Genomic DNA, 24,406 nt, shown 5'->3' on the forward strand with positions numbered 1-24,406 from the left:
GGTCTACGGGGTGGGACTCGGGCCGTAGGGGCGGGCGGGTGGCGCGGTGACCGGGGACGGGCGGGCCAGGACCGCGCCCGCGAGCGGGTCCGGGCGGGCCAGGCCGTGGCGGGCCGTCGTGACGGACATCCGGCCGCCGCCGAACACGACGCTGCTGACCTGCGGCGTCGGCACGGTCACCGTCCCCACCACCCGGCCGTCCGGAGCGTGGCAGCGGACCCGGCCCGCGCCCCACAGGGCGACCCAGAGGTTCCCCTCGTCGTCCACGGTCATCCCGTCGGGGCGGCCCTCGCCCGGAGCGAGCCGCGTGAACGGCTCCGCCCGCCCGAGGCGGCCCGTCGCGGGGTCGACCTCGTACCGGGTGACGGTGCCGCGGGCGCTGTCGGCCAGGTACATGACCGCGCCGTCGGCCGTGAAGGCGGGGCCGTTGGGCACGGTCAGGCCCTCCAGGACCCGGTGCACCCGGCCGTCCGGGTCGGCCCGGTACAGCGACCCGGCGCCGGGAGCGGCGCCGACGTCCATGCTGCCCGCCCAGAACCGGCCCGCCGGATCGCACACCCCGTCGTTCATCCGCATCGTCCGGCCGGGCCGGTCCTCCGGACGGTCCAGCCAGTCGAGCCGTCCGCGACCTTCCGCCAGCGCGATGCCGGGGCCGGTGGCGAGCACCCACGCCCCCTCGCCGAGGCGGGCCGGGGCCACCGCGCCGAGCGGCATGCCCACGTCCAGCAGGACGGCGGGAGGGGCGGCGGGTGGGACGGGTGAGGGTGCCTGGGCCGGTGCTCCCGGTGCTCCCGGTGCTCCCGGTGCTTCCGGCGCTCCCGGTGTTCTCGGTGCCGGTTCCGGTGGTCTCCCGCACCGGTACAGGACCCCGTGCGGGAGGTCGACGAAGTGCAGGCGGTCCCCGGACCAGCGGGCTCCCTCCGCCAGCCGGTACCGGTCGGGGGTGCACAGGCGCCACGGCCCCGCGCCGCCGACGCCGCTCACCGGATCGTGCTGCCGGGAGCCACGCCCAGCAGGCCCAGCTCGTCGCGGTCCGGCAGGCCCTCCCAGTCCCCTGCTGACGCCACCGCGAACGCGCCCGTCGTCACCGCCCGCTCCAGCCGCGCCGCGACGGGCTCACCGTCCAGCAGCGCGGACAGATAGCCCGCGACGAACGCGTCACCGGCGCCGACGGTGTCCCTCACCGGCACCGGCACGGCCGCCCGCCGCACCGCCCCCGACGCGTCGAACACCTCCGCGCCGTCCGCCCCGCGCTTCACGACGACCTCGCGCACGCCCGCCGCCAGCAGGGCCGCCACCCGCTCCCGCTCCGACCGGGCCCCGGCGGGCGCGGCCAGCGGGAGTTCGTCGTCCGACGCGACCAGGATGTCCACCCGCCCCATCAGCGGGCGCAGCGCCGCCGCGGCGGCCTCCCGTGACCACAGCCGCTCCCGGTGGTTGACGTCCAGACACAGCAGCGCGCCGCTCCCCGCCGCCGCGTCCGCCGCCGCCCGGACCGCGGCCAGCGGGTCCGGGCCGAGGGCCGCGGTGACGCCCGTCGCGTGGATGACCCTGGGGGGCTCGGTGAGCGCGCGGTGGACGTGGTCCGGGCCGAGTCGGGAACCGGCCGAGCCCGTCCGGTAGTACGCCACGCGGGTCAGGTGGGCGATCCGTGGTTCGAAGACGACCAGGCCGGTCGGGGCGTCGGCCTCCTCCGCGTACGTCAGGTCGACGCCCTCCGCCCGCAGGGTCCGCCGGACGTAGCCGCCGAACGCGTCCTTGCCGGTGAGGCCTGTCCAGCGGGCCGTGTGGCCCAGGCGGGCCAGACCTATGCAGACGTTGGCCTCCGCGCCCGCGACGGACATCCGCAGGGAGCCGCCGGTGAGCAGGGGCTGGTCCGCCCGGAGTGCGACCATCGCCTCCCCGAGTCCGAGTACGTCGATCATGAGGTGGCCCTCCGGGCGGGGGTGCGGGGTGCGGTCTGGGGGGACGGGGGAGTCGGGGGGTGCGGGTCGGTGTGCGTGGGGTGCGCGGTTCCTCGCGCCCCTGGGGGAGTTGCCGTGGGCGGTGTTCGGGTGTGCGGGTCGGTGTCTGTGACGTGCGCTGTTCCCCGCGCCCCTGAGGGGGGTGCCGTGGGCGGTGTTCGGGTGTGCGGGTCGGTGTCCGTCATGTGCGCGGTTCCTCGCGCCCCCTCGGGGGTGGTTGTCGCCAGGGTGCGGAACTGTGCTGCTCGGTCCAGGAGGCCGGTGGGGTCGCCGTCTGCCGCGGGGCCGATGAGGGGGGTGCCTACGCCCACGGCCAGGGCGCCTGCCGCGAGGTAGGCGCGGGCGGCGGTGGCGTCGATGCCGCCCACGGGGACGAACGGGACGTCCGGGAAGGGGGCGCGCAGGGCGCGGAGGAGGGGGACGCCGTCGGGGCCGGCGGGGAAGAGCTTCACCGCGGTGGCGCCCTCCGACATCGCGGCCGCCACCTCCGTCGGGGTCAACGCCCCCGCGAGGACGGGCAGACCGAGCTGCCGGGACGCGGCCACCGCGTCCGTCACACCGGGCGTGACCGTGTACGCGGCGCCCGCCTCGGCCGCCCGCCGCGCGTCCCGCGCGGTGAGGACCGTCCCGGCGCCGAGCGCTGCCCCGGGACCGAGCGCGGCGCGGGCCCGCTCGATGACCCGCAGGGCGTCGCTGCCGCTCAGCGATATCTCGACCAGGTCGATACCCGCGCGGACGAGGACGAGGACGGTGTCCAGCGCCGCGTCGGCGTCCGCGCCGCGCACGATGGCGACGAGACGCCGGGTCCGCAGCGCGGACAGGAGTTCCACTGGGTGCACGGAGGCCTCCGACGTACGTTGAGGATGTTTCGTAGATCGTATACTCTTAGTCTCCGACTTCAACCCTCCGCCGGGAGCGTCCCGTGGGTGCCGCGCGGCGGATCGACTGCGAGGTGTGGCGACATGGCCGAGACCGTCCTGGTCACCGGAGCGGCGGGCGGGATCGGCGGCGCCGTCGCCGCCCGCTTCGTCCGTGACGGACACCGCGTCCTCGGGCTCGACCGGGACACCCCGGACCTGCCCGGCGTCACCCCCCTGCGTGCCGACGTCACCGACGAGGACCAGGTGGCGTCCGCCGTACAGGCCGCCGAGGCAGCTGCGGGTCCCGTCGGGGTGCTCGTCAACTGCGCCGGTGTCACCTCCGGGCGGCCCCTGCACGAGACGCCGCCGGACGCGTGGGAGGCCGTGCTGCGCGTCAACCTCACCTCGGTCTACCTCGTGACGCGCGCCGTGCTGCCCGCGATGATCGAGGCGGGCGCTGGGGCGGTCGTCACGATCGGGTCCGTCCTGCACCGCACCGCCGCGCCGGGCCTGCCCGCCTACGCCGCCGCCAAGGGGGCGGTCGCCGCGCTCACCCGACAACTCGCCGTCGACTACGGGCAGTACGGCATCTCGTTCGTCACGGTGTCACCGGGCTGGGTCCGCACGCCCGCGACGGAGGCGCGGCTGGACGGCGGGTCGGACGACCTCGACCGGCTGCGGCAGAGCAACCCGCTGCGCGCGCTGTGCGGTCCGGACCGGATCGCCGACGCGGTGGCCTTCGCCGCCTCACCCGCGGGAGCCCTCCTCACGGGCTCCGAACTGGTCCTGGACGGCGGCGCCTCGGTGGTGAGCCCGGCGAGCCTGCTGCGGGACGCGCACCGGGAGCGGATGGGGCTGGGGCCGCTGTGAGGGCGGCCGGCCGTCGGGGGGTCTCCCCGGTCTCCGGACCGCCCCCACCGGGAACGGCCGACGCCTATCGCGCCTCCGGTGCCGCCCGGAGCGCGGGCGCGGCCTCCTTGCGTGCCTGGGAGGCGGCGTGCCGTCGGGCCGCCTCGGCGACCGACGCCGGGTCGCCGCCGTCCAGCGCTTCGAGGATCGCCTCGTGCTCCGCCAGGACCGACGGCCAGTCGGCCGTGTTCTTCGGGGTGACCACGCGGTACCGCTGGACGGCCAGCAGGAGCTGTTCGGTCAGTTCGGTGAGGATGCGGTACCCGGTCGCCTCCGCGAGTTGGCGGTGGAAGCGCGCGTTCAGCTCCGACAGCAGCCGCGCGTCCCCGGCCGCGACGGCCGCCCGCATCTCGTCGTGCGTCCGCCGGAGCCCGGGGAGCAGCGGGGCGCGGGAGGCGCGGGAGGCCTCGGCGTTCTCGGCGGCGAGGCGGCCGACCAGCCCCTCGATGGCCTCCCGGGCCAGGAACACGCCCCTGATCTCGGCCCGGTCGATCTCCGTCACCGTCACCCCCGAGTGCACGCGCGAGGTGACCAGGCCCTCCGACTCCAGGCGCTTGACGGCCTCCCGCACCGGGATCTTGCTGACGCCGAACGCGCGGGCGAACTCGTCCATGTTGATGCGCTCCCCGGGGTGCAAGGTGCCCGACGCGATCGCCGCGTGCAGCTTCTCGTAGACCAGGTCGGCCTTGCTCTTGACGGCGGGAAGCCTGCCCGCCGTCCATGGGATCGCAGTCATGCCACGATGGTATCCGATATTCGATTGGAGTGAGGGTGGTCGGCCGGGTCGGCGGTGGTCGGCCGGTCGTCCCGGAGCCGCCGTCCGGGCCGCCTACGCGGGGCCGCCCACCTCCAGGTCGATCGCCGGAGGGCTGAGGACGTGCTCGATGACCATGACGGACGCGCCGATGATGCCGGCGCTGTCGCCCAGGTCCCGTTCGCGGATGACCAGGTGCTGGGTGGCGAGGGGGAGGGAGCGGCTGTAGATGACCTCGCGGATGCCCGCGAGAAGGTGCTCGCCCGCCTCGGAGAGATCGCCGCCCATGATGATCACGCCGGGATTGAAGAAGTTCACCAGCGTCGCCAGCACGTCGCCGATGTCCCGGCCCGCCTGCCGGACCAGCTGGATCGCCCGGGGGTTGCCCGCGCGGACCAGCCGCACCACGTCACGGCCGTCCGTCGCGGGCGTGCCCTCCTCCCGCAGCCGGGCGGCGAGGGCGGCGCCCCCGGCGACTGCCTCGAGGCAGCCGGTGTTGCCGCAGCGGCACAGCTTGTCGGCGGCGCTGGCCACCGGGACGTGCCCGATGTCCCCCGCCGAGCCCTGCGCGCCCCGGTGCAGCCGGTGCTCGCTGATGATGCCACTGCCGATGCCGGTGCCGACCTTCACGAAGAGCAGATGCTCGACCTTGGGGCTCGCGACCCAGTGTTCGCCCAGCGCCATGATGTTGACGTCGTTGTCAACCAACACGCTGGCCCCCAGGCGGGGTTCGAGCCAGCCGGGTACGTCGAAGCCGTCCCAGCCCGGCATGATCGGCGGGTTCACCGGGCGACCGGTGGTGTGCTCGACGGGGCCGGGCAGGCCGATGCCCACCCCGCACACGTCCGCGAGGGACTGCCCGCATTCGGCCAGCATCTCGGTGAGTTCGCCGACCAGCCAGCTCAGCACCGCCTCCGGACCGTCGGTGATCGGCATGTCCCGTCCGCGTTCCGCCAGGACACGCGCGGAGAGGTCGGTGACGGCGAGCCGGGCGTGCGTGGCCCCGAGGTCGGCGGCGAGCACCGTCCGGGCACCGCTGTTGAAGGAGAACGCCGTCGCCGGTCTGCCGCCGGAGGCGATGGCGTCGTCGGCGGGGGTGATCCACCGCCGGTCCAGCAGGGCGTCCAGTCGTTGCGACACCGTCGACCTGGCCAGGCCGGTGAGCTGCTGCAACTCGGTGCGGGTCCGAGGTTGGCCGTCGCGCAGGATCGTCAGAAGGCTCCCCGCGCCTACCGGTGCGTTGGTCAACTCCGTCTCCTCGGTGTCGGATCGCTATCGCCGTGAGAGCCGTTGAAGCAGGCTCCACATCAACTATAACTAGCGCGATATTAATCTTGACCGACTCAAATGACGTCCCTAGACTCCCGCAACATGCTCGATATACGACGACGAAAATCGGAAGTCAGGGTAGGTGTTGTCGGAACTGGTTTCATCGGGCGGATCCACGCCCGAGCCGTCCGGCAGTCCGGCGCCCGCCTCGTGGGGATCGCGGGAGCGACCCCGGCGAGCGCCGCAGAAGGCGCCGAGGCACTGGGCGCGGAGCGGGCGTTCACGTCGGCGGAGGAGCTGATCGCGTCCGGCCTCATCGACGTGCTCCACGTCTGCACCCCGAACCACCTGCACGCCCCCCTCGCCCTCAAGGCCATCGACGCGGGGCTGGCCGTGGTCTGCGAGAAGCCGCTGGCGACGGACGCGCCGACCGCCGCGCTGATGGCGGAGCGGGCGCAGGGCGCGGGGACCGTCGCCACGGTGCCCTTCGTCTACCGCTTCCATCCGATGATCCGTGAGGCACGGGCGCGGCTCGCCGGACTCGGCCGGCTGAGCCTGATCCACGGCGGCTACCTCCAGGACTGGCTGCTGCGGCCGACCGACGACAACTGGCGGGTGGACCCCGGGCAGGGCGGACCGGGCCGCACCACCGGCGACCTGGGCTCCCACTGGTTCGACCTCGTCGAGTTCGTGACGGGGGAGCGGATCACCGGCCTCGCCGCGCGGACGTCGACCGTCGTCACCGAGCGGGTGACCAGTGGGCCCGTCACCACCGAGGACCTGGCCGTCGTCCAGTTCGTCACCGGTTCCGGCGCGCTCGGCGTGGCCGCCGTCAGCCAGGTCGCCCCCGGCCGCAAGAACCGCCTCTTCCTGGAGGTGTCCGCCGCGTCCGGCAGCCTCGCCTTCGACCAGGAGGACCCGGAGCGGCTCTGGCTCGGCGGCCGGGACGGCTCCCGCACCCTGGTCCGCGACCCCCTCACCCTCTCCGACGCGGCCCGCCGCTACGCCCCGTTACCCGCGGGGCACCCGCAGGGCTTCCACGACGCCTTCGACGCCTTCGTCGCCGACACCTACGCGGCCCTGGGCGGCGAACGGCCCGACGGGCTACCCACGTTCGAGGACGGCGCCCGCGCCGGCCACCTCACCGACGCGGCCCTGCGCTCCGCCCGGGACGGCGGGTGGGTCACATGCTGAGGATGACCGGCATCGGCAAGAGCTTCTCCGGCACCCGCGTGCTGTCCGGCGTCGACCTGGAGGTGCGGCCCGGCGAGGTGCACGCGCTGGTCGGCGAGAACGGCGCGGGCAAGTCCACCCTGATGAAGATCCTCGCCGGGGTCCACGTCCCCGACGAGGGCACCGTCGAGATCGACGACCGGGCCCGGCACTTCCGGCATCCGCTCGACGCCCAGCGGGCCGGGGTGTCGATCATCTACCAGGAACTCACCCTCCTGCCCGACCGCACGGTCGCCGAGAACGTCTTCCTCGGCCGTGAGCCGCGGTCCCGCGGCCTCGTCGACCGGGCCGCGATGGAGACCACCACCGCCCGGCTGCTGGAGGAGATCGGCGAACGCTCCTTCCGCCCCCGCGACCTCGTCCGCCGCCTGTCCGTGGCGCAGCAGCAGGTCGTCGAGATCGTCAAGGCGCTCTCCGTGGACGCCCGGATCGTCGTCATGGACGAGCCGACGGCCGCCCTCGCCGAACACGAGGCCGAACTCCTGCACGCACTGGTGCGGCGGCTGCGGGAGCGGGGCATCGCCGTCCTGTACATCTCCCACCGGCTGCGCGAGATCTTCGCCCTCGCCGACCGCGTCACCGTCCTCAAGGACGGCGTCAAGGTCACCACCGAGACCGTCGACCGGCTCACCACCGCCGACCTGGTCCGCCTCATGGTCGGCCGCGACCTCACCGACTACTACCCGCCGCGCGCGACCCGCCCCGCCGGGGACGTCCTGCTCTCCGTGCGCGGCGGCGGCAACGCGAAACTCGACGGCGTCGACCTCGACCTGCGCGCCGGGGAGATCGTCGGCCTCGCCGGACTCCAGGGCGCGGGCCGCACCGAACTGGCCAAGGCGCTCTTCGGCGCCGACCCCTTCACCCGCGGCGAGATGACCCCGAGGCGCCCCCGGTCGGTGCGCGAGGGCATCGCCGCCGGGATCGGCCTCGTCACCGAGGACCGCAAATCCGAGGGGCTCGCCCTGCACCAGTCCGTCCGCGACAACGCGCTCCTGGTCGCCCGCACCCGCCGCGGGAACCCGGCCGCCCCGGTCCTGCGCCTGCTGGAGCGGGTGCGCCTGGCACCGCCGCGGCCCGAACAGGAGGTACGCCACCTCTCCGGCGGCAACCAGCAGAAGGTCGTCCTCGCCAAGTGGCTCACCGTCGCCCCCCGCGTCCTGCTGTTCGACGAACCCACCCGCGGCGTCGACGTCGGCGCGAAGGCCGCGATCCACGACCTCGTCCGCGAACTCGCCGACGACGGCATGGCCGTCCTGATGATCTCCTCCGAACTCCCCGAACTCATCGGCATGAGTGACCGCGTCGTCGTCCTGCGCGACGGGCGGATCACCGGCCACCTCCCCGCAGGCTCCTCCGAGGAAGCCGTGATGCACCTGGCGGCCGGATCATGACCTTCCAGATACAGAAACCCGCCCTGGGTAGACCCGTCCTGCGCGACCTCGGCGCGGACAGTCCCGCCCGGCCCGTCTTCGTCGCCCTCGGCTGTCTGCTCGTGCTCGGCTGGCTCCTCTTCGCCGTCGACGGCGGCCAGTTCTTCGGCGAGGCCAACGTCGTCGGCATCCAGCAGCGCTCCACCGCCCTCGGCATCGTCGCCGTCGGCCAGACCCTGGCGATCCTCGCCGGTTCGCTGGACCTCTCCGTCGCCGTCCTGATGAGCCTGTGCTCCCTGGTCGCCGCCGAGACCATGGCCGCGTACGGCGTCCTGCCCGCCATCGGCGCCGTCCTCGTCGTCAGCGCCCTCACCGGCCTCGTCAACGGCCTCGTCATCACCAAGCTGAAGGTGCACGCCTTCATCGCCACCCTCGGCGTCACGCTCATCATCAAGGGAATCCTGGAGAACCGCTGGGACGGCCCCGCGGGCAGCGTCCCCACCTCCTTCCAACGCCTCGGCTACGACCGCGTCGGGCCCGTCCCCGTCTCCGCGCTGCTCTGGCTCGCCATCGCCGCGGCCGCCTGGTTCCTGCTCCGCCGCACCCCCCTCGGCCACCACATCCACGCCGTCGGCGGCAGCCCCGAGGTCGCCCGGCTCTCCGGCGTCCGCACCGACCGCGTCCTGGTCACCACCCACGTCCTGTGCTCGCTCACCGCGGGCGCCGCCGGGCTCCTCCTCGCCGCCCGGCTCGGCGCCGGGGCGCCCACCGTCGGCACCGACGGCGGCTACGACCTTGAGTCGATCGCCGCCGTCGTCCTCGGCGGCACCGCCCTCGCGGGCGGCAAGGGCGGCGTCGCCGGCACGGTCGGCGGCGTCCTCCTCCTCGCCGTCCTCGACAGCGTCTTCAACCAGCTGGAGATCAACTCCTTCGCCAAGGACGTGGTCCGCGGCATCGTCCTCGTCGCCGCCCTGGCGATCTACGCCCGCCGGAGGAGCGCCCGATGAGACGCACCCTGCCCCTCTTCGCGGTCCTCGCGATCCTGCTCGTCGCGATCGCCGCGGCCAACCCGCACTTCCTGGAACCCCAGGGCTTCCTCGCCTTCGTCAAACGGGCGGCGCCGCTCGCGATCCTCGCCGCGGGCCAGTACTTCGTGATCGTCTCCGGCGAGTTCGACCTGTCGGTGGGTTCCCTGGTCACCGCCGAGGTCGTGATCGCCGCCCGGCTCATCGACGGCGACGCGGGCGCGACCTGGCCCGTGATCGCCCTGCTGCTCGCCTTCGGCGCCCTGGTCGGCGTCGTCAACGGGCTGGTGACGACCCGGCTGCGGGTGCCGTCGTTCATCGTCACCCTCGGCATGCTGCTGGTGCTCTCCGGTGCCGTCTTCCTGTGGACGGACGGAGCGCCGCGCGGCGCGCTGTCCGAGCGGTTCCGGGAGTTCGGCCGGGGCAGCCTCGGACCGGTGCCCTGGTCGGTGATCGTCCTCGCCGTCGTGGTCGCCGCGGTGGTCGCCCTCATGCGGGCCGACTTCGGCCGCCTCCTCGTCGCCACCGGCGACAACGAACGCGCGGCGGCCCTGTCCGGCGTCCGCGTCCACCGGGTCAAGACCCTCGCCTTCGTGATCTCCGGGCTCTCCGCCGCCGTCTGCGCCCTCCTCCTCGGCGGGTTCGCCGGGGTGTCCGCGCAGGTCGGCGAGGGCCTGGAGTTCCAGGCGATCACCTCCGTCGTCCTCGGCGGCGTCGCCCTCGGCGGCGGGCGCGGCTCCGTCGTCGCCGCCGTCGCGGGCGCCTTCACCCTCCAGGCCCTGTTCACCCTGCTCAACCTGCACGGCGTCTCCGGCGCGCTGGAGTTCACCGTCCAGGGAGTCATCCTCATCGCCGCCGTCGCCCTGGGCTCCCTCCAGCTCACCCGCCCGGTCCTCCCGCGCCGCCGCCCCCGTTCCTCCACCACCTGAGAGACCACCATGAGACTCCCCGCCACCCCCGCCCCCACGCTCACCAGAGCCGCCGCCGCGCTGGCCGCCGCGCTGTCGCTGACGGCGTCCCTGACCGCCTGCACCTCCGACCTGCCGCAGGACGGCGCCGCCGCGTCCGGCACCCCGGGCACGTCGGCCGCGACGGACGGCCGGTCCGCGTTCTTCGTCCAGGCCGACCACGACGCCCAGCTCGCCATGCGCACCCAGCAGCCCACCGGACCCGCGGGCAAGCCCTGGGAGCAGGCCATCGACCCGCAGCCCACCGACACCGCCCGGTACGCCAAGGACGGCCCCTACCACCTGTGCTTCTCCAACGCGGCGACCGACAACCCGTGGCGCCAGGTCGGCTGGAAGTCCATGCAGGCCGAGGTCTCCCTGCACAAGGAGATCGAGAAGTTCACGGTCCTCGACGCCGAGGGCAAGGACGACAAGCAGATCTCCGACATCGCCGAACTCCAGGCCAAGGACTGCGACGCGCTCATCGTGTCCCCCAACACCACCGCCACCCTCACCCCGGCGGTCAAGGGCGCCTGCCCGAAGGTCCCCGTCATCGTCTTCGACCGCGGCGTCGCCACCGACTGCCCGGTCACCTTCATCAAGCCGATCGGCGGCTACGCCTTCGGCGCGGACGCCGCCGAGTTCCTCGTCGACCGGGTGAAGCCCGGCGGGAAGGTCCTCGCCCTGCGCATCCTGCCCGGCGTCGACGTCCTGGAGACCCGCTGGTCCGCCGCGAAGATCGTCTTCGACAGGAGCGATCTCGACATCGTGGGCGTGGAGTACACCGACGGCGACGCCGCCAAGACCAAGAGCATCGTCAGCAACTACCTCCAGCGCCACGGCACCCTCGACGGCGTCTGGATGGACGCGGGCGCGACGTCCGTCGCCGCCGTGGAGGCGTTCGAGGACGCCGGGGTGCCCGTCCCGCCGATCAACGGCGAGGACCAGCAGGACTTCCTCACCAAGTGGAAGGAGGCCGAGCTCACCGCGGTCGCCCCGACCTACCCCACCTACCAGTGGCGCACCCCGGTCATCGCCGCCCTGAAGATCCTCAAGGGCGAGAGCGTGCCGAAGACCTGGAACCTGCCGCAGCCCACCGTCACCGAGGACACCCTCGACACCTACCTCCGGCCCGGCATGCCCCCGCTGCACTACGCCCTCTGCGGCTGCGAGGACCTGCCGGGCTACCCGCAGAAGTGGGGTGGCAAGCAGTGACGGCGATCGGCGTCAACACCTGGGTGTGGAACTCGCCGCTCACCGACGAGTCCCTCGCCGAACTCGCCCCCCACGTCGCCGCTCTGGGCTTCGACGTCATCGAACTCCCGGTGGAGCAGATCGGGTTGTGGGACCCCCACCGGGCGGCCGAACTGCTCGCCTCCCTCGGCCTCGCCGCCTCCGTCGTCCTCGTCATGCCGCCCGGCCGGGAACTCGTCACCGCCCTGCCGGGAACCGTCCGCGCCACCCAGGACTACCTCCGCTACTGCGTGGACGTCGCCGCCGCCGTCGGCGCCCCGGCGATCAGCGGCCCCGCCTACGCCTCGGTCGGCCGCACCTGGCGGCTGGACACGGCCCAACGCAAGGCCGCCTACGCGGAGTTGCGGGAGAACCTGAAGCCCGTCCTCGACCACGCCGGGCAGCACGGCGTACGGGTCGGCGTGGAACCCCTCAACCGCTACGAGACCAGCCTGATCAACACCGTCGACCAGGCTCTGGACGCCCTCCCCGAGGAGTGCGGCCTCGCGCTCGACACGTACCACCTCAACATCGAGGAGAGGAGCCCCCACCAGGCCGTCCGGGCGGCCGGAGCACGCCTCGTGCACCTCCAGGTCTGCGGCACCGACCGCGGCGCTCCGGGCGGCGACCACTTCGACTGGGCCGCGCTCACCGCCGTCCTGCGCGACATCGGCTACGACGGCCCGCTGGTCATCGAGTCCTTCACCCCGGACAACACGTCGATCGCCGTCGCGGCGTCCGTCTGGCGGCCCCTCGCCGCCACCCAGGACGCCTTGGCCGCCGACGGACTGGCGTTCCTGCGCACCCTCTGAACCCCCCCCTCACCCCCACCCCTCCTGCCCCCTGCTAGGAGACCACCCGTGAGAAGACCCTGGCCGAAGCGCGCCCTGACCGCGCTGAGCGCCCTCGCCCTGGGCCTGGCGTTCCTCCAGGCACCCCCCGCCCAGGCGGCCCCCGACGCCGCCGACTTCAAGGTGCTGCTCTTCACCAAGACCGCCCCCGGCGCCTACCGCCACGACTCCATCGCCGCCGGCGTCCAGATGGTCGAACAGCTCGCCGCCGACAACAACTTCGAGGTCGTCAGGAGCGAGGACTCCGCCGTCTTCGACACGGCGACCCTCAACACCTACGACGCCGTCATCATGCTCCAGAACTCCGGCATGGTCTGGGACACCGACGCCCAGCGCAAGGCGGCCCAGGACTACGTGCGCAGCGGCCACGGCATCGTCGCGGTCCACAACACCACCGACATGAACATCGAGGCCGAGTTCCCCTGGTGGGACCAGGTCGTGATGGCCGGCGCCCACATGACGCAGCACTCCTCGATCGTGCAGGGCACCGCCAAGGTCGCGGACCGCGTGCACCCCTCGACCAAGGGGCTGCCGGAGCGCTGGACCCGCAGCGAGGAGTGGTACAACTTCGACAAGAACACCCGCGGCGACGTGCACGTCCTGGTCACCGCCGACGAGACGACGTACGACCCCGGGCCGGGCCGGATGGGCGCCGACCACCCGATCTCCTGGTGCCGCAACGCCGAGGGCGGCAAGGTCTGGGCGACCGCGATGGGCCACCAGGCGTCCGCCTACTCCGAGCCGTTCTTCCGGCAGCACCTCCTCGGCGGGGTGAAGTGGGCGGCGGGCGCCGCGGCGGGCGACTGCGGCGGCACGGTGTCCAACCGCTACCAGAAGGTCGTCCTCGACGGGACCCCCGACCAGCCGATGCAGCTCGACGTCGCGCCGGACGGCGACGTCTTCTACCTGTCCCGCTCCGGCGCCGTCAACGTGATCCACACCCACGGCGACACGCACGAGACGCATGTCGCGGCCCGTCTGGAGGTCTACGACGGCGGCGAGGGCGGCGGCATCGGCCTGGCCCTCGACCCGGGCTACGCCACCAACCGCTGGATCTACGTCAACTACGCCCCGGCCGGTGGCGCCGAGATCAACCGGATCTCCCGGTTCACCGTCAAGGCGGACGACACGCTCGACCTGGGCAGCGAGAAGAAGCTCCTGGAGGTGCCGGACTTCCGCGACGTCGACGAGCCCGGCCACACCGGCGGCAACCTCGCCTTCGGGCCGGGCGGCAACCTCTACATCGGCACCGGCGACGACACCAACCCGTTCCAGTCCAACGGCTACACGCCCATCGACGAACGTCCGGGCCGTGAGCGCTTCGACGCCCAGCGTTCCTCCGCGAACACCAACGACCTGCGCGGCAAGATCCTGCGCATCCACCCCGAGGACGACGGCACGTACACCGTTCCGTCGGGGAACCTGTTCGCCCCGGGCACGGCGAAGACGAAGCCCGAGATCTACGCCATGGGCTTCCGCAACTCCTTCCGGTTCGCCGTCGACAAGGAGACCGGCTGGATATCCGCGGGCGACTACGGGCCCGACGCGGGCGCCGCCGACCCGAACCGCGGCCCCGAGGGCACCGTGGAGTGGGACCTGATCAAGGAGCCCGGCTTCTACGGCTGGCCGTACTGCACGGGAGACAACACCCCGTTCAACGACTACGACTTCGCCACCGGCACCTCCGGCGCCAAGTTCGACTGCGGGGCGCCGGTCAACGACTCGCCCAACAACACCGGCCGCACCGAGCTGCCCGCCGCCAAGCCCGCCACGGTCTGGTACGACTACCACGCCTCCGCCGAGTTCCCCGAGATCGACCTCGCGGGCGGCGCGGCCCCCATGGGCGGCCCCTTCTACCACTTCGACCCGGACAGCACCTCCGAGCGCAAGTTCCCCGCCTACTTCGACAAGACGCCGTTCTTCTACGAGTGGAGCCGCAACCTCGTCAAGGAGATGCGCCTCGACGACACCGGCAAGCTCCTGAAGATCAGTTCCCTGGCGGCGCAGATCAGCCCCCGCGCGCTGATCGACATGAAGTTCGGCCCGGACGGCGCGATGTACATCGCCGAGTGGGGCAACGGCTTCGGTCACGCCAACACCGACGACGGGATCTACCGCATCGACTACGTCGCCGGGAACCGCGCGCCCCTGGCGAAGGCGAAGGCCACCCCCGACGCCGGACAGCCGCCGCTGGAGGTCGAGTTCTCCTCCCAGGGCTCCACGGACCCCGACGGCGACGCGCTCAGCTTCCGCTGGGACTTCGGTGACGGCGACACCTCCACGGCCGCGAACCCCACCCACCGCTACACGGCCAACGGGGCCTACACCGCGACCCTCACGGTCTCCGACGCCGCCGGGAAGACGGGCAGCGTGAACGTGCCCGTCACCGTCGGCAACACCCGGCCGAAGGTGACCTTCGCCAGCCCGCCGAACGGCGGCTTCATCTCCTACGGCGACACCATCAGCTACAAGGTGAACGTCACCGACCCCGAGGACGGCACCGTCGACTGCTCCAAGGTCAAGGTCACCGCCGCCCTCGGCCACGACAGCCACAGCCACGACACCGGCCAGTACACCGGCTGCACGGGCACGATCCGCACCAGCGCCTCCGGCCACGACGCCGACGCCAACACCTACTTCGTGCTCTCCGCGGACTACACCGACGCGGGCGGCCTGACCGGCACCACCAGCGCCGCGCTCCACCCCAAGCACAAGCAGGCGGAGTACTTCACCGCGCAGTCCGGCGTCCGGATCGTCAGCCAGGGCGGCGCCGAGGGCGGCCGCCGCATCGGCGACATCAGCCCCGGCGACTGGATCTCCTTCGACCCGGTCAACCTCTCCGGCATCACCTCGGTGTCGTACCGGGTGTCCTCGCCGGAGAACGGCGGCGGCACCGTCGAACTGCGCTCCGGCTCCCCGACCGGACAGCTCCTCGCCACCACCCGTATCCCGGTGACGGGCAGTTGGGACACCTACGTCGACCTCCCGGCCACCGACCTCACCGACCCCGTGGGGACCGGCAAGCTCTACGCGGTGTTCCGGGCCGACGGCAACCTCACCTTCGACCTCGACGCGTTCACGTTCAACGGCCGCGGCGTCGGCTCCGGTTCGGCCCCCGAGGACGGAAGCACCTACACGGTCACGGGAGTCGGCAGCTCCAAGGCCATGGACGTGAAGCACGCCGCCACGGACGACGGCGCGCCGGTGATCCAGTACACGCCGAACAACAGCGCCGCCCAGCGCTGGAAGCTGAACGACGCGGGCGACGGCACGTTCACGCTGGTCGCCGAGGTCAGCGGCAAGTGCCTCGAAGTGCCGGGCGGCCAAGGCGACACGGAGGGCGCCCAGCTCCGCCAGTGGTCCTGCAACGGCGGCGGCAACCAGAAGTGGAAGGTGCAGTCCGCCGGTACGGACGTCTACCGCGTGCTGTCGGCGCCCAGCGGCAAGTGCCTCGACGTGCCGGGCCACTCCACCGAGAACGAGGTCCAGTTGATCCAGTGGACCTGCCACGGCGGCACCAACCAGCAGTGGAGGTTCACCAAGGTCACCTGACCCCCACCCTCCTGGCGCCCGCCCCCGCCGCCCCGCCGGGCGGGCGCCAGGTCCCGCCGTCACGTCGGCCGCCGCGCCTCACGACACGCAGTCGGCCAGGGTGACCCCCGTGAGCCGCTCCGACGCGGTCCAGAGGCGGGCGTTGGCGGTGGCGTCGAGTGCGCGGCGGGTCGGGCGGACCTTGCCCGCCGGGCCGACCAGGCCCATGCGGCCGGTCGGCCCGTAGTAGTCGCCGGGGGAGACGTCCGGGGCCGTCGCGGCGTACAGCTGCGGCTCGGCGCCCTGTTCGACGTCCTGGGTCGGGACGACGTCGAAGCGCGCGAACCAGGGGCGCGTGGTGCGGTCGCGGCCGAGACTCGCCCCGGCCGTCTGGAGGTTGGTGCGGGTGGAGCCGGGGTGCGCGGCCACGCTGAGCAGGTCCCAGCCGCGCTCCTCGGCGACGGCCGCGAGCTGCCGGGTGAACATCAGGTCGGCCAGCTTCGACTGCCCGTAGGACAGCATCGGACTGTAGCGGCGGCGCTCCCACTGGAGGTCGTCGAAGCGGACGCGCCCGAAGGCGGCCGTTCCGCTGCTCATCGTCACGACCCGCGGCCGGTCGGCGGCCAGCAGCAGCGGCAGCAGGCGCAGGGTCAGCGCGAACGGGCCGAGGTAGTTGCTGCCCAGTTGCAGCTCGAAGCCGTCGGCGGTGGTCATCCGGCGCGGCGGGGCCATCACGCCCGCGTTGTTGATCAGCAGGTCGAGCGGGGTCCCGTCGGCGGTCAGCCGGTCGGCGAAGGCCCGGACCGACGCCAGGTCGGCGAGGTCGAGGGGGCGCACCTCCAGCCGCGCCGCCGGATGGCGGGCCAGGATGTCCCGCCGGGCCTGCTCGCCCTTGGCCGGGGTGCGGACGGCGAGGACGACGTGCGCACCGGCCTCGGCGAGACGGCGGGCCGTCTCCTTGCCGGTGCCGCTGTTGGCGCCGGTCACCACGGCGGACGTCCCGGACTGGTCGGGTACGACGTACATCGGATCGATCCCCTTAAAGACTGTCGGTCTCTTATTGCCTTCACGTTAACGGACCGGCGGTCTATTGTGCAATCGGAGGCGCCTCGCCGGGGCTCGCTCACCCTGCATTGACAGGAATCCTGCGTGACGCCACACTGCCGTGAATGACAGGAATCCTGTCAATGCAGGGTGCTGTGCACCTGATGTGGAAAGGGGCAGCGATGCCGAACACGTCCGATCCCCGCACCGCCGCGGACCAGCCGCCGCCCGAGCCGCCGCACACCGCGCACGACACGGGAACGACGGAAGCCGCCGGGGCGCCCGGCCCGCGGCTGGTGCGGGAACTCGTCGCCCGGCTCACCGTGTTCGTCGGCGAGCCCATCGTGGTCGGCCGCACCCCGCGCGGCCTGCGGCGCGTCATCCCCCTCACCGGCGGCACCGTCACCGGCCCCCGCGTGCACGGCGAGGTGCTGCCGCTGGGCGCCGACTGGAGCCTGATCCGCGAGGACGGCGTGCCCACCGTCGACGCCACCTACCTCGTCCGCACCGACGACGGCGTCGTCCTCTCCGTCACCAACTCCGGGGCCCTCACCGACCACGGCTTCGTCACCACCCCGCGGATCGAGGCCCCCGAAGGCCCCTACGCCTGGCTGAACGACGCCGTGCTCGTCGGCACCCTCACCCCCCTCACCGGCGCCGACACCCCGAGCGGCGTCTCCCTCGCCTTCCACCGCGTCACCGAACACCGGGCCCCCGAGGGACGCCCGGAGAAATGAGCCGCCCCATGACCCCCTCGTCACCGTTGCCCCCGTCGTCCCCTCCGCCGCGTTCCGTCCGCCCCCGGCAGTTCGTCGCCGACGGCATGGCCCGCCTCCTGGCCGTGGCCGAGGCCCGGCAGCGCAGGGAGTCCCCGTTCGCCGCCGTCCCCGCCGACACCGCGCCCGTCACCGTCCCCACCCGGCACGGCGACATGCCCGCCACCCTCTACCGGCCGCGCACCGCCGACACCGCCCGCGGTGTGTACGTCAACGTCCACGGCGGCGGCTTCTCGGCGGGCGCACCCGCCATGGACGACTCCCTCTGCCGCTACCTGGCCCACGAGGCGGGCGTGTTCGTCGTCAACGTCGACTACCGGCGCACCCCGCACGCCCGCTTCCCGGTCCCCGTCGAGCAGGTGTACGACGCCCTGCTCTGGGCGGCCGACGACACCCGCCCGTGGGTCGGGGCCGCGCTGCTCGTCGGCGGACAGAGCGCGGGCGGCTCGCTCGCCGCGGCGGCCTGCCGCACCGCCCTCACCGAAGGCGGACCCGAGATCGCCCTCCAGGTCCTGCAGTATCCGCCGCTCGACCTCGTCACCCCCGCCCGCAGCAAGGCCGCGCCCACCGACCACGAACCCATGCTGCGCCCCTCGCTCAGCCAGTTCCTCGACGCCGCCTACGTCCCCGACCCCCGGCAGCGCACCGACCCGCGGGTCTCCCCGGCCTGGGGCGCCAACAGCGACGACATCACCGGCATCGCCCCCGCCGTCCTGGTGACCGCCGGACGCGACCGGCTCCGCGCCGAGGGCCTCGTCTACGCGGCACGCCTCGCGCACGCCGGGGCCCTGGTCGCCCATCACGACCTGCCGGACGTCGACCACGGCTACGACATCACCGGCGAGAAGCCCGAGGTCACGAAGGAGATGTACGCCGTCCTCGCGGCCCACGTCCGCCGCGCCGCCACGACCTGACCCGAGCGCCGTCCCACCCGGTGCCCACGCCCCCGTGCGGGCGCCCGCACGGGGGTTTCCGCTCGGCGGAAACCCCCGCGACCGCGGGCCCCGGCCCCTGCCACCGTTCGGGGCGAGGGCACCGATCACCCCCGTACAGGAGATGCCATGACCGACACCGCCGTCGACACCGTCACCTCGGTTCCCGTCGCCGTCATCGGAGCCGGTCCCGCCGGTCTGATGCTGGCGCACCTGCTCGGGCGGGCCGGGGTCGACACCGTCGTCGTCGACACCCGCACCCGGCACGCGATCGAGACCACCCAGCGGGCCGGGATACTGGAGGCCGACGTCGCCCACGACCTCGTCGGCACCGGTGTCTCCGACCGTGTCCTGCGCGACGGCGACGAGCACGAGGGCCTGGAACTCCGCTTCGGCGGACGGCCGCACCGCGTCCACTTCAAGCGCCTGGTCGGCGCGTCGGTCTGGCTCTACCCGCAGACCGACGTCTTCACCGACCTCGCCGACGCCCGCGCCCGCGACGGCGGCACCGTGCACTTCGGCGTCACCGACACCGAGGTCCTCGACGTCACGACGGCCACGCCCCGCGTGCGCTGGACGGCACCCGACGGCACCCGCCACGAGGTCCGCGCCCGGTATGTCGTCGGCGCCGACGGGTCACGGAGCATGTGCCGCGACCTGGTCCCCGGGGACCGGCGGACGCGCTACGGCCGGGAGTACCCCTTCGCCTGGTTCGGCATCCTCGCCGAGGCGCCCCCGAGCGCCCCCGAACTGGTCTACGCCCACTCCGCGCACGGCTTCGCCCTGATCAGCCGGCGGACCGAGACCGTGCAGCGCATGTACTTCCAGTGCGCCCCCGACGAGTCCCCCGAGGCATGGTCCGACGACCGCGTCTGGAAGACGCTCCAGGACCGGGTGGCCGGGGACGACGGATTCCGCCTCCAGGAGGGGCCGGTCCTGGAGAAGACGGTCCTGCGGTTCCGCTCGTTCGTGCAGGAGCCGATGCGCTGGGGCTCGCTGGTCCTCGCGGGCGACGCCGCCCACACGGTCCCCCCGACCGGGGCGCGCGGCCTCAACCTGGCCCTGCACGACGTGAAGGTCCTCGCCCCCGTGCTGCTGCGGGCCCTCGGCCGGGAGGGCGGGACCGCGCTGGACGACTACCAGCCGCAGGCCCTGCGCAGGGTCTGGCGGGCGCAGAACTTCTCGTACTGGATGACCCAGCTGCTGCACACGCCGCCCGGCGGTTCCGCGTTCGACCTGCGGCGTCAGCTCGGCGAACTGGACAACGTGGTCGGCACCCCCGCCGGACAGACCTACCTCGCCGAGCAGTACACGGGCTGGCCCACCCGCGCCCACTGACCCGGCCGCCCAGGGGCGACGGCCGGGTCGGGCGCGGGACCGCTCGGGCGCGGCGGCCGGGTCAGGCGTAGTGGCGGTACACCGCCTCGGCGACACAGGCGGGCTTGTCGCCGCCCTCCGTCTCGACGGTGAACGTCAGGGCCATCTGCACCCCGTCGCCCTTCACCTCCTCGACCGCGCCGACGGCACCGTGCAGGCGGATTCTCGACCCGACCCGCACGGGGCTGGGGAAACGGACCTTCTCCAGGCCGTAGTTGACGCTCATCCGCGTACCGGTGATCTCCAGCAGCTCGCCGAAGAGCGGGATGAGGAGGGAGAGGGTGAGGTAGCCGTGCGCGATGGTCCCGCCGAAGGGGCCGTCCGCGGCGCGCTCCGGGTCGGTGTGCAGCCACTGGTGGTCGTCGGTGGCGTCGGCGAAGGTGTCCACCCGTTCCTGGGTGATCTCCCGCCACCCGGTCCGCCCGAGGTCGGTTCCGGCGAGGGCCTTCAGCGCGTCGAGACCGTCGGCGGTCAGGGGCGCGGGCGTGGGCGTCGGCGTGGGTGCGGTCATGGTCGATCCTTCCGAGGGCGTGGGCGGCTCGGAACGCCGCCCACGAGAGGGAGTGGGAGTGGGAGTTCGCACCGGGGTGGGTGCGGGGCGGTCAAGGGGCGCCGTCAGCCGCCGTCATTGCCGTCGTCGCCGGGACCGTCCGTGTACCGGGCGCGTACGACGTGCTTGACGATCTTCCCGGAGCCGGTGCGGGGCAGCGCGTCGGTCAGGACGAGGGAGCGCGGGATCTTGTACTTGGCGAGCCGCCCCCGGAGATGGCCGAGCAGCTCCTCCGCGTCGGCGCGGGCGCCGGACCGCGGGACGACGACGGCGCGGCCGACCTCGCCCCACACCGGGTCGGGCACGCCGAAGACCGCGCACTCGGCGACCGCCGGGTGGGTGAGGAGCGCCTGCTCCACCTCCGCCGGGTACACGTTCTCGCCGCCCGACACGAACATGTCCTTGACCCGGTCGACGAGGTACGCGTACCCGTCGTCGTCGGTGCGGGCGACGTCGCCGGTCCGCAGCCACCGGCCGTCGGCGAACGCGGCCGCGGTGTCCTCGGGCCGCCGCCAGTAGCCGGTCATGACGTGCGGGCCGCGGACGAGGATCTCGCCGTGTTCCCCCGGCCGGGCGTCCCGCCCGTCGGGCCGGACCACCCGGACGTCGGTGAAGAAGTGCGGCACCCCGGCGGACCCGGCCCGGTCCGCCGCCCGCTCCCGGTCCAGGAAGAGGACACCGGGGGAGGCCTCCGTCATGCCGTAGCCCTGGCTGACGGCCAGGCCGCGCTCGCGGTACGCGGCGAGCGTCCGGGCGGGGACGGGCGCGCCGCCGCAGTTCAGCGTGCGCAGGCTGGACAGGTCCGCGGTCGCCCAGCGGGGCCGCGCGGCGAGCGCGTCGAACATCGTCGGCACGCCGAACATCGAGGTCACCCGCCGCTCCTCGATCACCTCCAGCACCCGGTCGGCGTCGAACGCGCCGAGCAGCACCACCCGGCCGCCCTTGAGCAGGGTCGGCAGACAGGACATGTTCAGACCGGCGGTGTGGAACAGCGGGGCGACGACGAGCGCCACCTCGTCCGCGCGCAGATCCGTGTCGACGAGGACGTTGACGCTGTTCCAGGCGATGTTGCCGTGGGAGAGGACGGCACCCTTGGGCCGGCCCGTCGTCCCCGAGGTGTACATGATCATGCACGGGTCCTCGGGCGCCACGTCCTCGTCCGGCGGGGCGGTCCCGGCGGCGGCGAGCAACTCCTCGTAGCCGGGGGCGTCGCCGTCGGGTCCGGCGAGCGCGATCCTGTGCGCCACCCCCGCCTCGACGGCCGCCGCACGGGCCCCCGCCTCCTGCTCGGGCCCGTGCACGAGGACGGCGCTGCCCGAGTCGGCCAGGTTGTACGCCAACTCCGGCGCCGCGAGCCGGATGTTCAACGGGACGAAGACCGCCCCGAGGACGCCCGCCGCGAACAGGGTCTCCAGGAAGGCGGGATGGTTGGGCCCCAGATACGCGACCCGGTCGCCCCGGCCCACCCCCCGCTCCCGCAGGGCGTGCGCGAGCCGCCCCACCCGCTCGTCCAACTCCCGGTAGGTCAGCGTCCGTTCCTCGTGGACGACGGCCACCCGGTCGGGGCTCCTGCGGGCCCGGCGCGCCGACCAGGAGCCGATGCCCCGGTTCACCACGTACGACTCCTCCACGTCCGTCACCCCGCCCGCAGGCCGAGCAGCCGTGCCGCGTTCTCCTTGAGGATCTTCGGCCGGACCTCGGGCCTGACCGGGAGCTTCTCGAAGTCCGCGAGCCACCGGTCCGGGGTGATGACGGGGTAGTCGGAGCCGAAGAGGACCTTGTCCTGGAGCAGCGTGTCGGCGTACCGGACGAGCTGCGGCGGGAAGTACTTCGGGGACCAGCCGGACAGGTCGATGTACACGTACGGCTTGTGCGTGGCGACCGCGAGCGCCTCGTCCTGCCAGGGGAACGACGGGTGCGCGAGGACGATCCGCAGCTCGGGGAAGTCGGCGGCGACGTCGTCGACCAGCATCGGGTCGGAGTACGCCAGCCGGATGCCGCCACCGCCCGGCACGCCCGCGCCGATCCCCGTCTGACCGGTGTGGAAGAGCGCGGGCACGCCCAGCCCCTCGATCACCTCGTACAGCGGGTACGCCATCCGGTCGTTCGGGGCGAACGCCTGGACGCTCGGGTGGAACTTGAAGCCGCGCACCCCGTGCTCCTCGACCAGCCGCCGCGCCTCCCGCGCGCCCGCGCGGCCCTTGTGCGGGTCGACGCTCGCGAAGGGGATCAGCACGTCGGCGTGCGCGGCGCAGCTCTCCGCGATCTCCTCGTTGGCGATCCGCGGATGGCCGGTGGCGTGCTCGGCGTCGACGGTGAACACCACGGCCGCCATGCGGCGTTCGCGGTAGTGGGCGGCCGTCTCGTCGATCGTCGGCTGCCGGTGCCCGTGCGCCTTGAAGTACGTCGCGGACGCCGCCAACAGCTCCGGGCTCAGCGCGCCGTGGCCGTCCTTGGACACCTCGGCGTGGGTGTGCACGTCGATGGCGACGAGCCGGTCGACGTCGAGGGCGGTACGAGGGCTGGGGGCGGGGGTGGTGCTGGCGCTGGTGCCGGTGTCGGTGCGTGTGCCGGTGGCGGGCGGCCGGTCGGTGGCGCGGGGGAGGTCGGTCATGTCACGCCTCCGGGGCGGTGGGCGCGGGGATGCCGTACGTCTCGGGCTCGGAGCCCACGCCGTCCCGCCACCCGGCGGCGATCGCGTCGGCGCTCCAGCCGCCGTCGGCGAAGGCGACCGCCTTCTCCGCGGGGTGCGCCCACAGCGCGAGCCGGTCGCCGCCGATGCCGATGGCCTGCCCGGTGACGCCGGCGGAGGCGTCCGAGGCCAGGAAGGTGATCAGCGCGGCGACGTCCTCGACGGTGCCGAGACCCTCGTCCCGGCGCAGCCACCGCGGCAGCGGCGCGCCGGTGCGTTCGGCCGCGTCGACGAAGGGGGCGAACGCGGGGATCGTGCGGGTCATCTCGGTGGCGGCCACCGGGACGACGGCGTTGACGGTGACGCCCGCGCGCGCCAGCTCCATGGCCCAGGTGCGGGCCATGGCGACGATGCCCGCCTTGGCCGCCGCGTAGTTGGTCTGCCCGAAGTTGCCGCGCTGCCCGGCGGGGGACGAGATGAGGACCAGGCGGCCTCCGGTGCCCTGCTCGCGCATCCGGACCGCCGCGGCCCGCGCACAGGTGAAGGTGCCGCGGAGGTGGACGCGGACCACCGCGTCGAAGTCGTCGTCGGTCATCTTCCACAGCACGCGGTCGCGGAGGATGCCCGCGTTGGTGACGAGCACGTCGAGGCGTCCGAACGCGTCGACCGCCGCGTCCACCAGCTCCTCGGCCACCGCGCTGTCGCCCACCGCGGCCACGACACCGGCCGCCCGGCCGCCCTCGGAGCGGAGGGCGTCCACGGCGGCGCCGACCACGTCCGGTGCGACGTCGTTGACGACGACGGCCGCACCCGCGGCGGCGAGGGCTCGGGCGTACCCGAGCCCCAGACCACGGCCGCTGCCCGTGACGACGGCGACTTTCCCTTGCAGATCCATGGAGGTGCCTTTCCTGAACTTCCTGGACTTCCCGGACTTCATGGACTTCCCGAACGGCGTGCGGGGCCCATGAACCTGGCGACCGGACCTCGACCGGAGGGTTCAGCCCTCGACGGGCCTCGATCGACAGGATTCCTGATAATCGACAGTCTGGGGAACCGACAGGATTCCTGTCAATGGTCTAGAGTGTCGACCGCGCCGCCCGCACATCCCGCGCGGTGGCGCGGCCCGCCGGGCGCACCGCCGCGGGGGAG

At 73.5% G+C, this 24,406-nt stretch carries 20 protein-coding genes and 1 pseudogene; 11 read left to right on the top strand and 10 right to left on the bottom strand.

Translation table 11 applies throughout. The annotated features are described in order from the left end of the window. Positions 1–3: 3 nt before the first annotated feature. The 3 genes and pseudogenes from ACIQPQ_RS23785 to ACIQPQ_RS23795 form a co-directional block, all read right to left on the bottom strand. Entirely contained in the window at positions 4–984 is a 981-nt protein-coding gene (locus tag ACIQPQ_RS23785; protein WP_401306777.1) for an SMP-30/gluconolactonase/LRE family protein, read from the bottom strand. Then, on the bottom strand, positions 981–1,925 hold the full coding sequence (locus tag ACIQPQ_RS23790; RefSeq protein ID WP_401306780.1) for a sugar kinase: 945 nt from the start codon (positions 1,923–1,925) through the stop codon (positions 981–983). Before ACIQPQ_RS23790 ends, ACIQPQ_RS23785 begins: the two co-directional genes overlap by 4 nt. A gap of 266 nt (positions 1,926–2,191) precedes the next feature. After that, positions 2,192–2,794, bottom strand: a pseudogene (locus ACIQPQ_RS23795) (bifunctional 4-hydroxy-2-oxoglutarate aldolase/2-dehydro-3-deoxy-phosphogluconate aldolase); the annotation flags it as partial. A 132-nt stretch (positions 2,795–2,926) separates the two neighbouring features. Here ACIQPQ_RS23795 and ACIQPQ_RS23800 point away from each other — a divergent pair. Next, positions 2,927–3,694 (top strand): SDR family NAD(P)-dependent oxidoreductase, encoded by a 768-nt coding sequence (locus ACIQPQ_RS23800; protein ID WP_401306783.1) that lies wholly within the window; start codon positions 2,927–2,929, stop codon positions 3,692–3,694. Between the two features lie 64 nt (positions 3,695–3,758). Here the strand turns inward: ACIQPQ_RS23800 and ACIQPQ_RS23805 are convergent, their stop codons facing one another. Both ACIQPQ_RS23805 and ACIQPQ_RS23810 read right to left on the bottom strand, forming a co-directional pair. Beyond that, a complete protein-coding gene (locus tag ACIQPQ_RS23805; RefSeq protein ID WP_401306786.1) occupies positions 3,759–4,469 on the bottom strand; it encodes a GntR family transcriptional regulator in 711 nt (236 codons plus the stop codon). 93 nt (positions 4,470–4,562) lie between these two features. After that, a complete protein-coding gene (locus ACIQPQ_RS23810) occupies positions 4,563–5,735 on the bottom strand; it encodes an ROK family protein (protein WP_401306789.1) in 1,173 nt (390 codons plus the stop codon). Between the two features lie 123 nt (positions 5,736–5,858). Here ACIQPQ_RS23810 and ACIQPQ_RS23815 point away from each other — a divergent pair, with 123 nt between their 5' ends. The 7 genes from ACIQPQ_RS23815 to ACIQPQ_RS23845 are packed head-to-tail and all read left to right on the top strand — an operon-like array spanning position 5,859 to position 15,967. Continuing rightward, positions 5,859–6,950, top strand: a complete 1,092-nt coding sequence (locus ACIQPQ_RS23815; protein WP_401306792.1) for a Gfo/Idh/MocA family protein — start codon at positions 5,859–5,861, stop codon at positions 6,948–6,950. After that, positions 6,944–8,380: a sugar ABC transporter ATP-binding protein gene (locus ACIQPQ_RS23820; RefSeq protein ID WP_401306795.1), complete on the top strand. Its 1,437-nt coding sequence runs from the start codon at positions 6,944–6,946 to the stop codon at positions 8,378–8,380. The genes ACIQPQ_RS23815 and ACIQPQ_RS23820 overlap by 7 nt, the downstream gene beginning before the upstream one ends. Then, positions 8,377–9,366, top strand: a complete 990-nt coding sequence (locus tag ACIQPQ_RS23825; protein WP_401306798.1) for an ABC transporter permease — start codon at positions 8,377–8,379, stop codon at positions 9,364–9,366. The genes ACIQPQ_RS23820 and ACIQPQ_RS23825 overlap by 4 nt, the downstream gene beginning before the upstream one ends. After that, on the top strand, positions 9,363–10,313 hold the full coding sequence (locus tag ACIQPQ_RS23830) for an ABC transporter permease (protein WP_383780471.1): 951 nt from the start codon (positions 9,363–9,365) through the stop codon (positions 10,311–10,313). The genes ACIQPQ_RS23825 and ACIQPQ_RS23830 overlap by 4 nt, the downstream gene beginning before the upstream one ends. A gap of 9 nt (positions 10,314–10,322) precedes the next feature. Continuing rightward, positions 10,323–11,546, top strand: a complete 1,224-nt coding sequence (locus ACIQPQ_RS23835) for a substrate-binding domain-containing protein (protein WP_401306802.1) — start codon at positions 10,323–10,325, stop codon at positions 11,544–11,546. Further along, positions 11,543–12,376, top strand: coding sequence for a sugar phosphate isomerase/epimerase family protein (locus tag ACIQPQ_RS23840; protein ID WP_401306805.1), 834 nt, complete (start codon positions 11,543–11,545; stop codon positions 12,374–12,376). The genes ACIQPQ_RS23835 and ACIQPQ_RS23840 overlap by 4 nt, the downstream gene beginning before the upstream one ends. A gap of 48 nt (positions 12,377–12,424) precedes the next feature. After that, positions 12,425–15,967, top strand: a complete 3,543-nt coding sequence (locus tag ACIQPQ_RS23845; RefSeq protein ID WP_401306808.1) for a ThuA domain-containing protein — start codon at positions 12,425–12,427, stop codon at positions 15,965–15,967. A 78-nt stretch (positions 15,968–16,045) separates the two neighbouring features. Here ACIQPQ_RS23845 and ACIQPQ_RS23850 read toward each other — a convergent pair whose 3' ends face one another. Further along, positions 16,046–16,972, bottom strand: a complete 927-nt coding sequence (locus ACIQPQ_RS23850; protein WP_401306810.1) for an SDR family oxidoreductase — start codon at positions 16,970–16,972, stop codon at positions 16,046–16,048. 200 nt (positions 16,973–17,172) lie between these two features. On the opposite strand from ACIQPQ_RS23850, the gene ACIQPQ_RS23855 reads away from it, so the two are divergent. The 3 genes from ACIQPQ_RS23855 to ACIQPQ_RS23865 all read left to right on the top strand — a co-directional run bounded on the left by ACIQPQ_RS23855 (position 17,173) and on the right by ACIQPQ_RS23865 (position 20,036). Further along, positions 17,173–17,727: a DUF3237 family protein gene (locus ACIQPQ_RS23855; protein WP_401306813.1), complete on the top strand. Its 555-nt coding sequence runs from the start codon at positions 17,173–17,175 to the stop codon at positions 17,725–17,727. A gap of 8 nt (positions 17,728–17,735) precedes the next feature. Continuing rightward, entirely contained in the window at positions 17,736–18,680 is a 945-nt protein-coding gene (locus ACIQPQ_RS23860) for an alpha/beta hydrolase fold domain-containing protein (protein ID WP_401306816.1), read from the top strand. A gap of 147 nt (positions 18,681–18,827) precedes the next feature. Beyond that, positions 18,828–20,036: a 4-hydroxybenzoate 3-monooxygenase gene (locus ACIQPQ_RS23865; RefSeq protein WP_401306819.1), complete on the top strand. Its 1,209-nt coding sequence runs from the start codon at positions 18,828–18,830 to the stop codon at positions 20,034–20,036. Between the two features lie 61 nt (positions 20,037–20,097). Here the strand turns inward: ACIQPQ_RS23865 and ACIQPQ_RS23870 are convergent, their stop codons facing one another. The 4 genes from ACIQPQ_RS23870 to ACIQPQ_RS23885 all read right to left on the bottom strand — a co-directional run bounded on the left by ACIQPQ_RS23870 (position 20,098) and on the right by ACIQPQ_RS23885 (position 24,152). Beyond that, positions 20,098–20,586: a MaoC family dehydratase gene (locus ACIQPQ_RS23870; protein WP_401306822.1), complete on the bottom strand. Its 489-nt coding sequence runs from the start codon at positions 20,584–20,586 to the stop codon at positions 20,098–20,100. A 104-nt stretch (positions 20,587–20,690) separates the two neighbouring features. Further along, positions 20,691–22,241 (bottom strand): long-chain fatty acid--CoA ligase, encoded by a 1,551-nt coding sequence (locus ACIQPQ_RS23875; RefSeq protein ID WP_401307174.1) that lies wholly within the window; start codon positions 22,239–22,241, stop codon positions 20,691–20,693. 20 nt (positions 22,242–22,261) lie between these two features. Further along, complete coding sequence (locus ACIQPQ_RS23880; protein WP_401306824.1) at positions 22,262–23,239, bottom strand: amidohydrolase family protein; 978 nt, start codon at positions 23,237–23,239, stop codon at positions 22,262–22,264. A 1-nt stretch (position 23,240) separates the two neighbouring features. Continuing rightward, positions 23,241–24,152, bottom strand: a complete 912-nt coding sequence (locus ACIQPQ_RS23885; RefSeq protein WP_401306827.1) for an SDR family oxidoreductase — start codon at positions 24,150–24,152, stop codon at positions 23,241–23,243. Positions 24,153–24,406: the final 254 nt, after the last annotated feature.

The organism is Streptomyces sp. NPDC091281 (assembly GCF_044757425.1).
Lineage (GTDB): Bacteria > Actinomycetota > Actinomycetes > Streptomycetales > Streptomycetaceae > Streptomyces.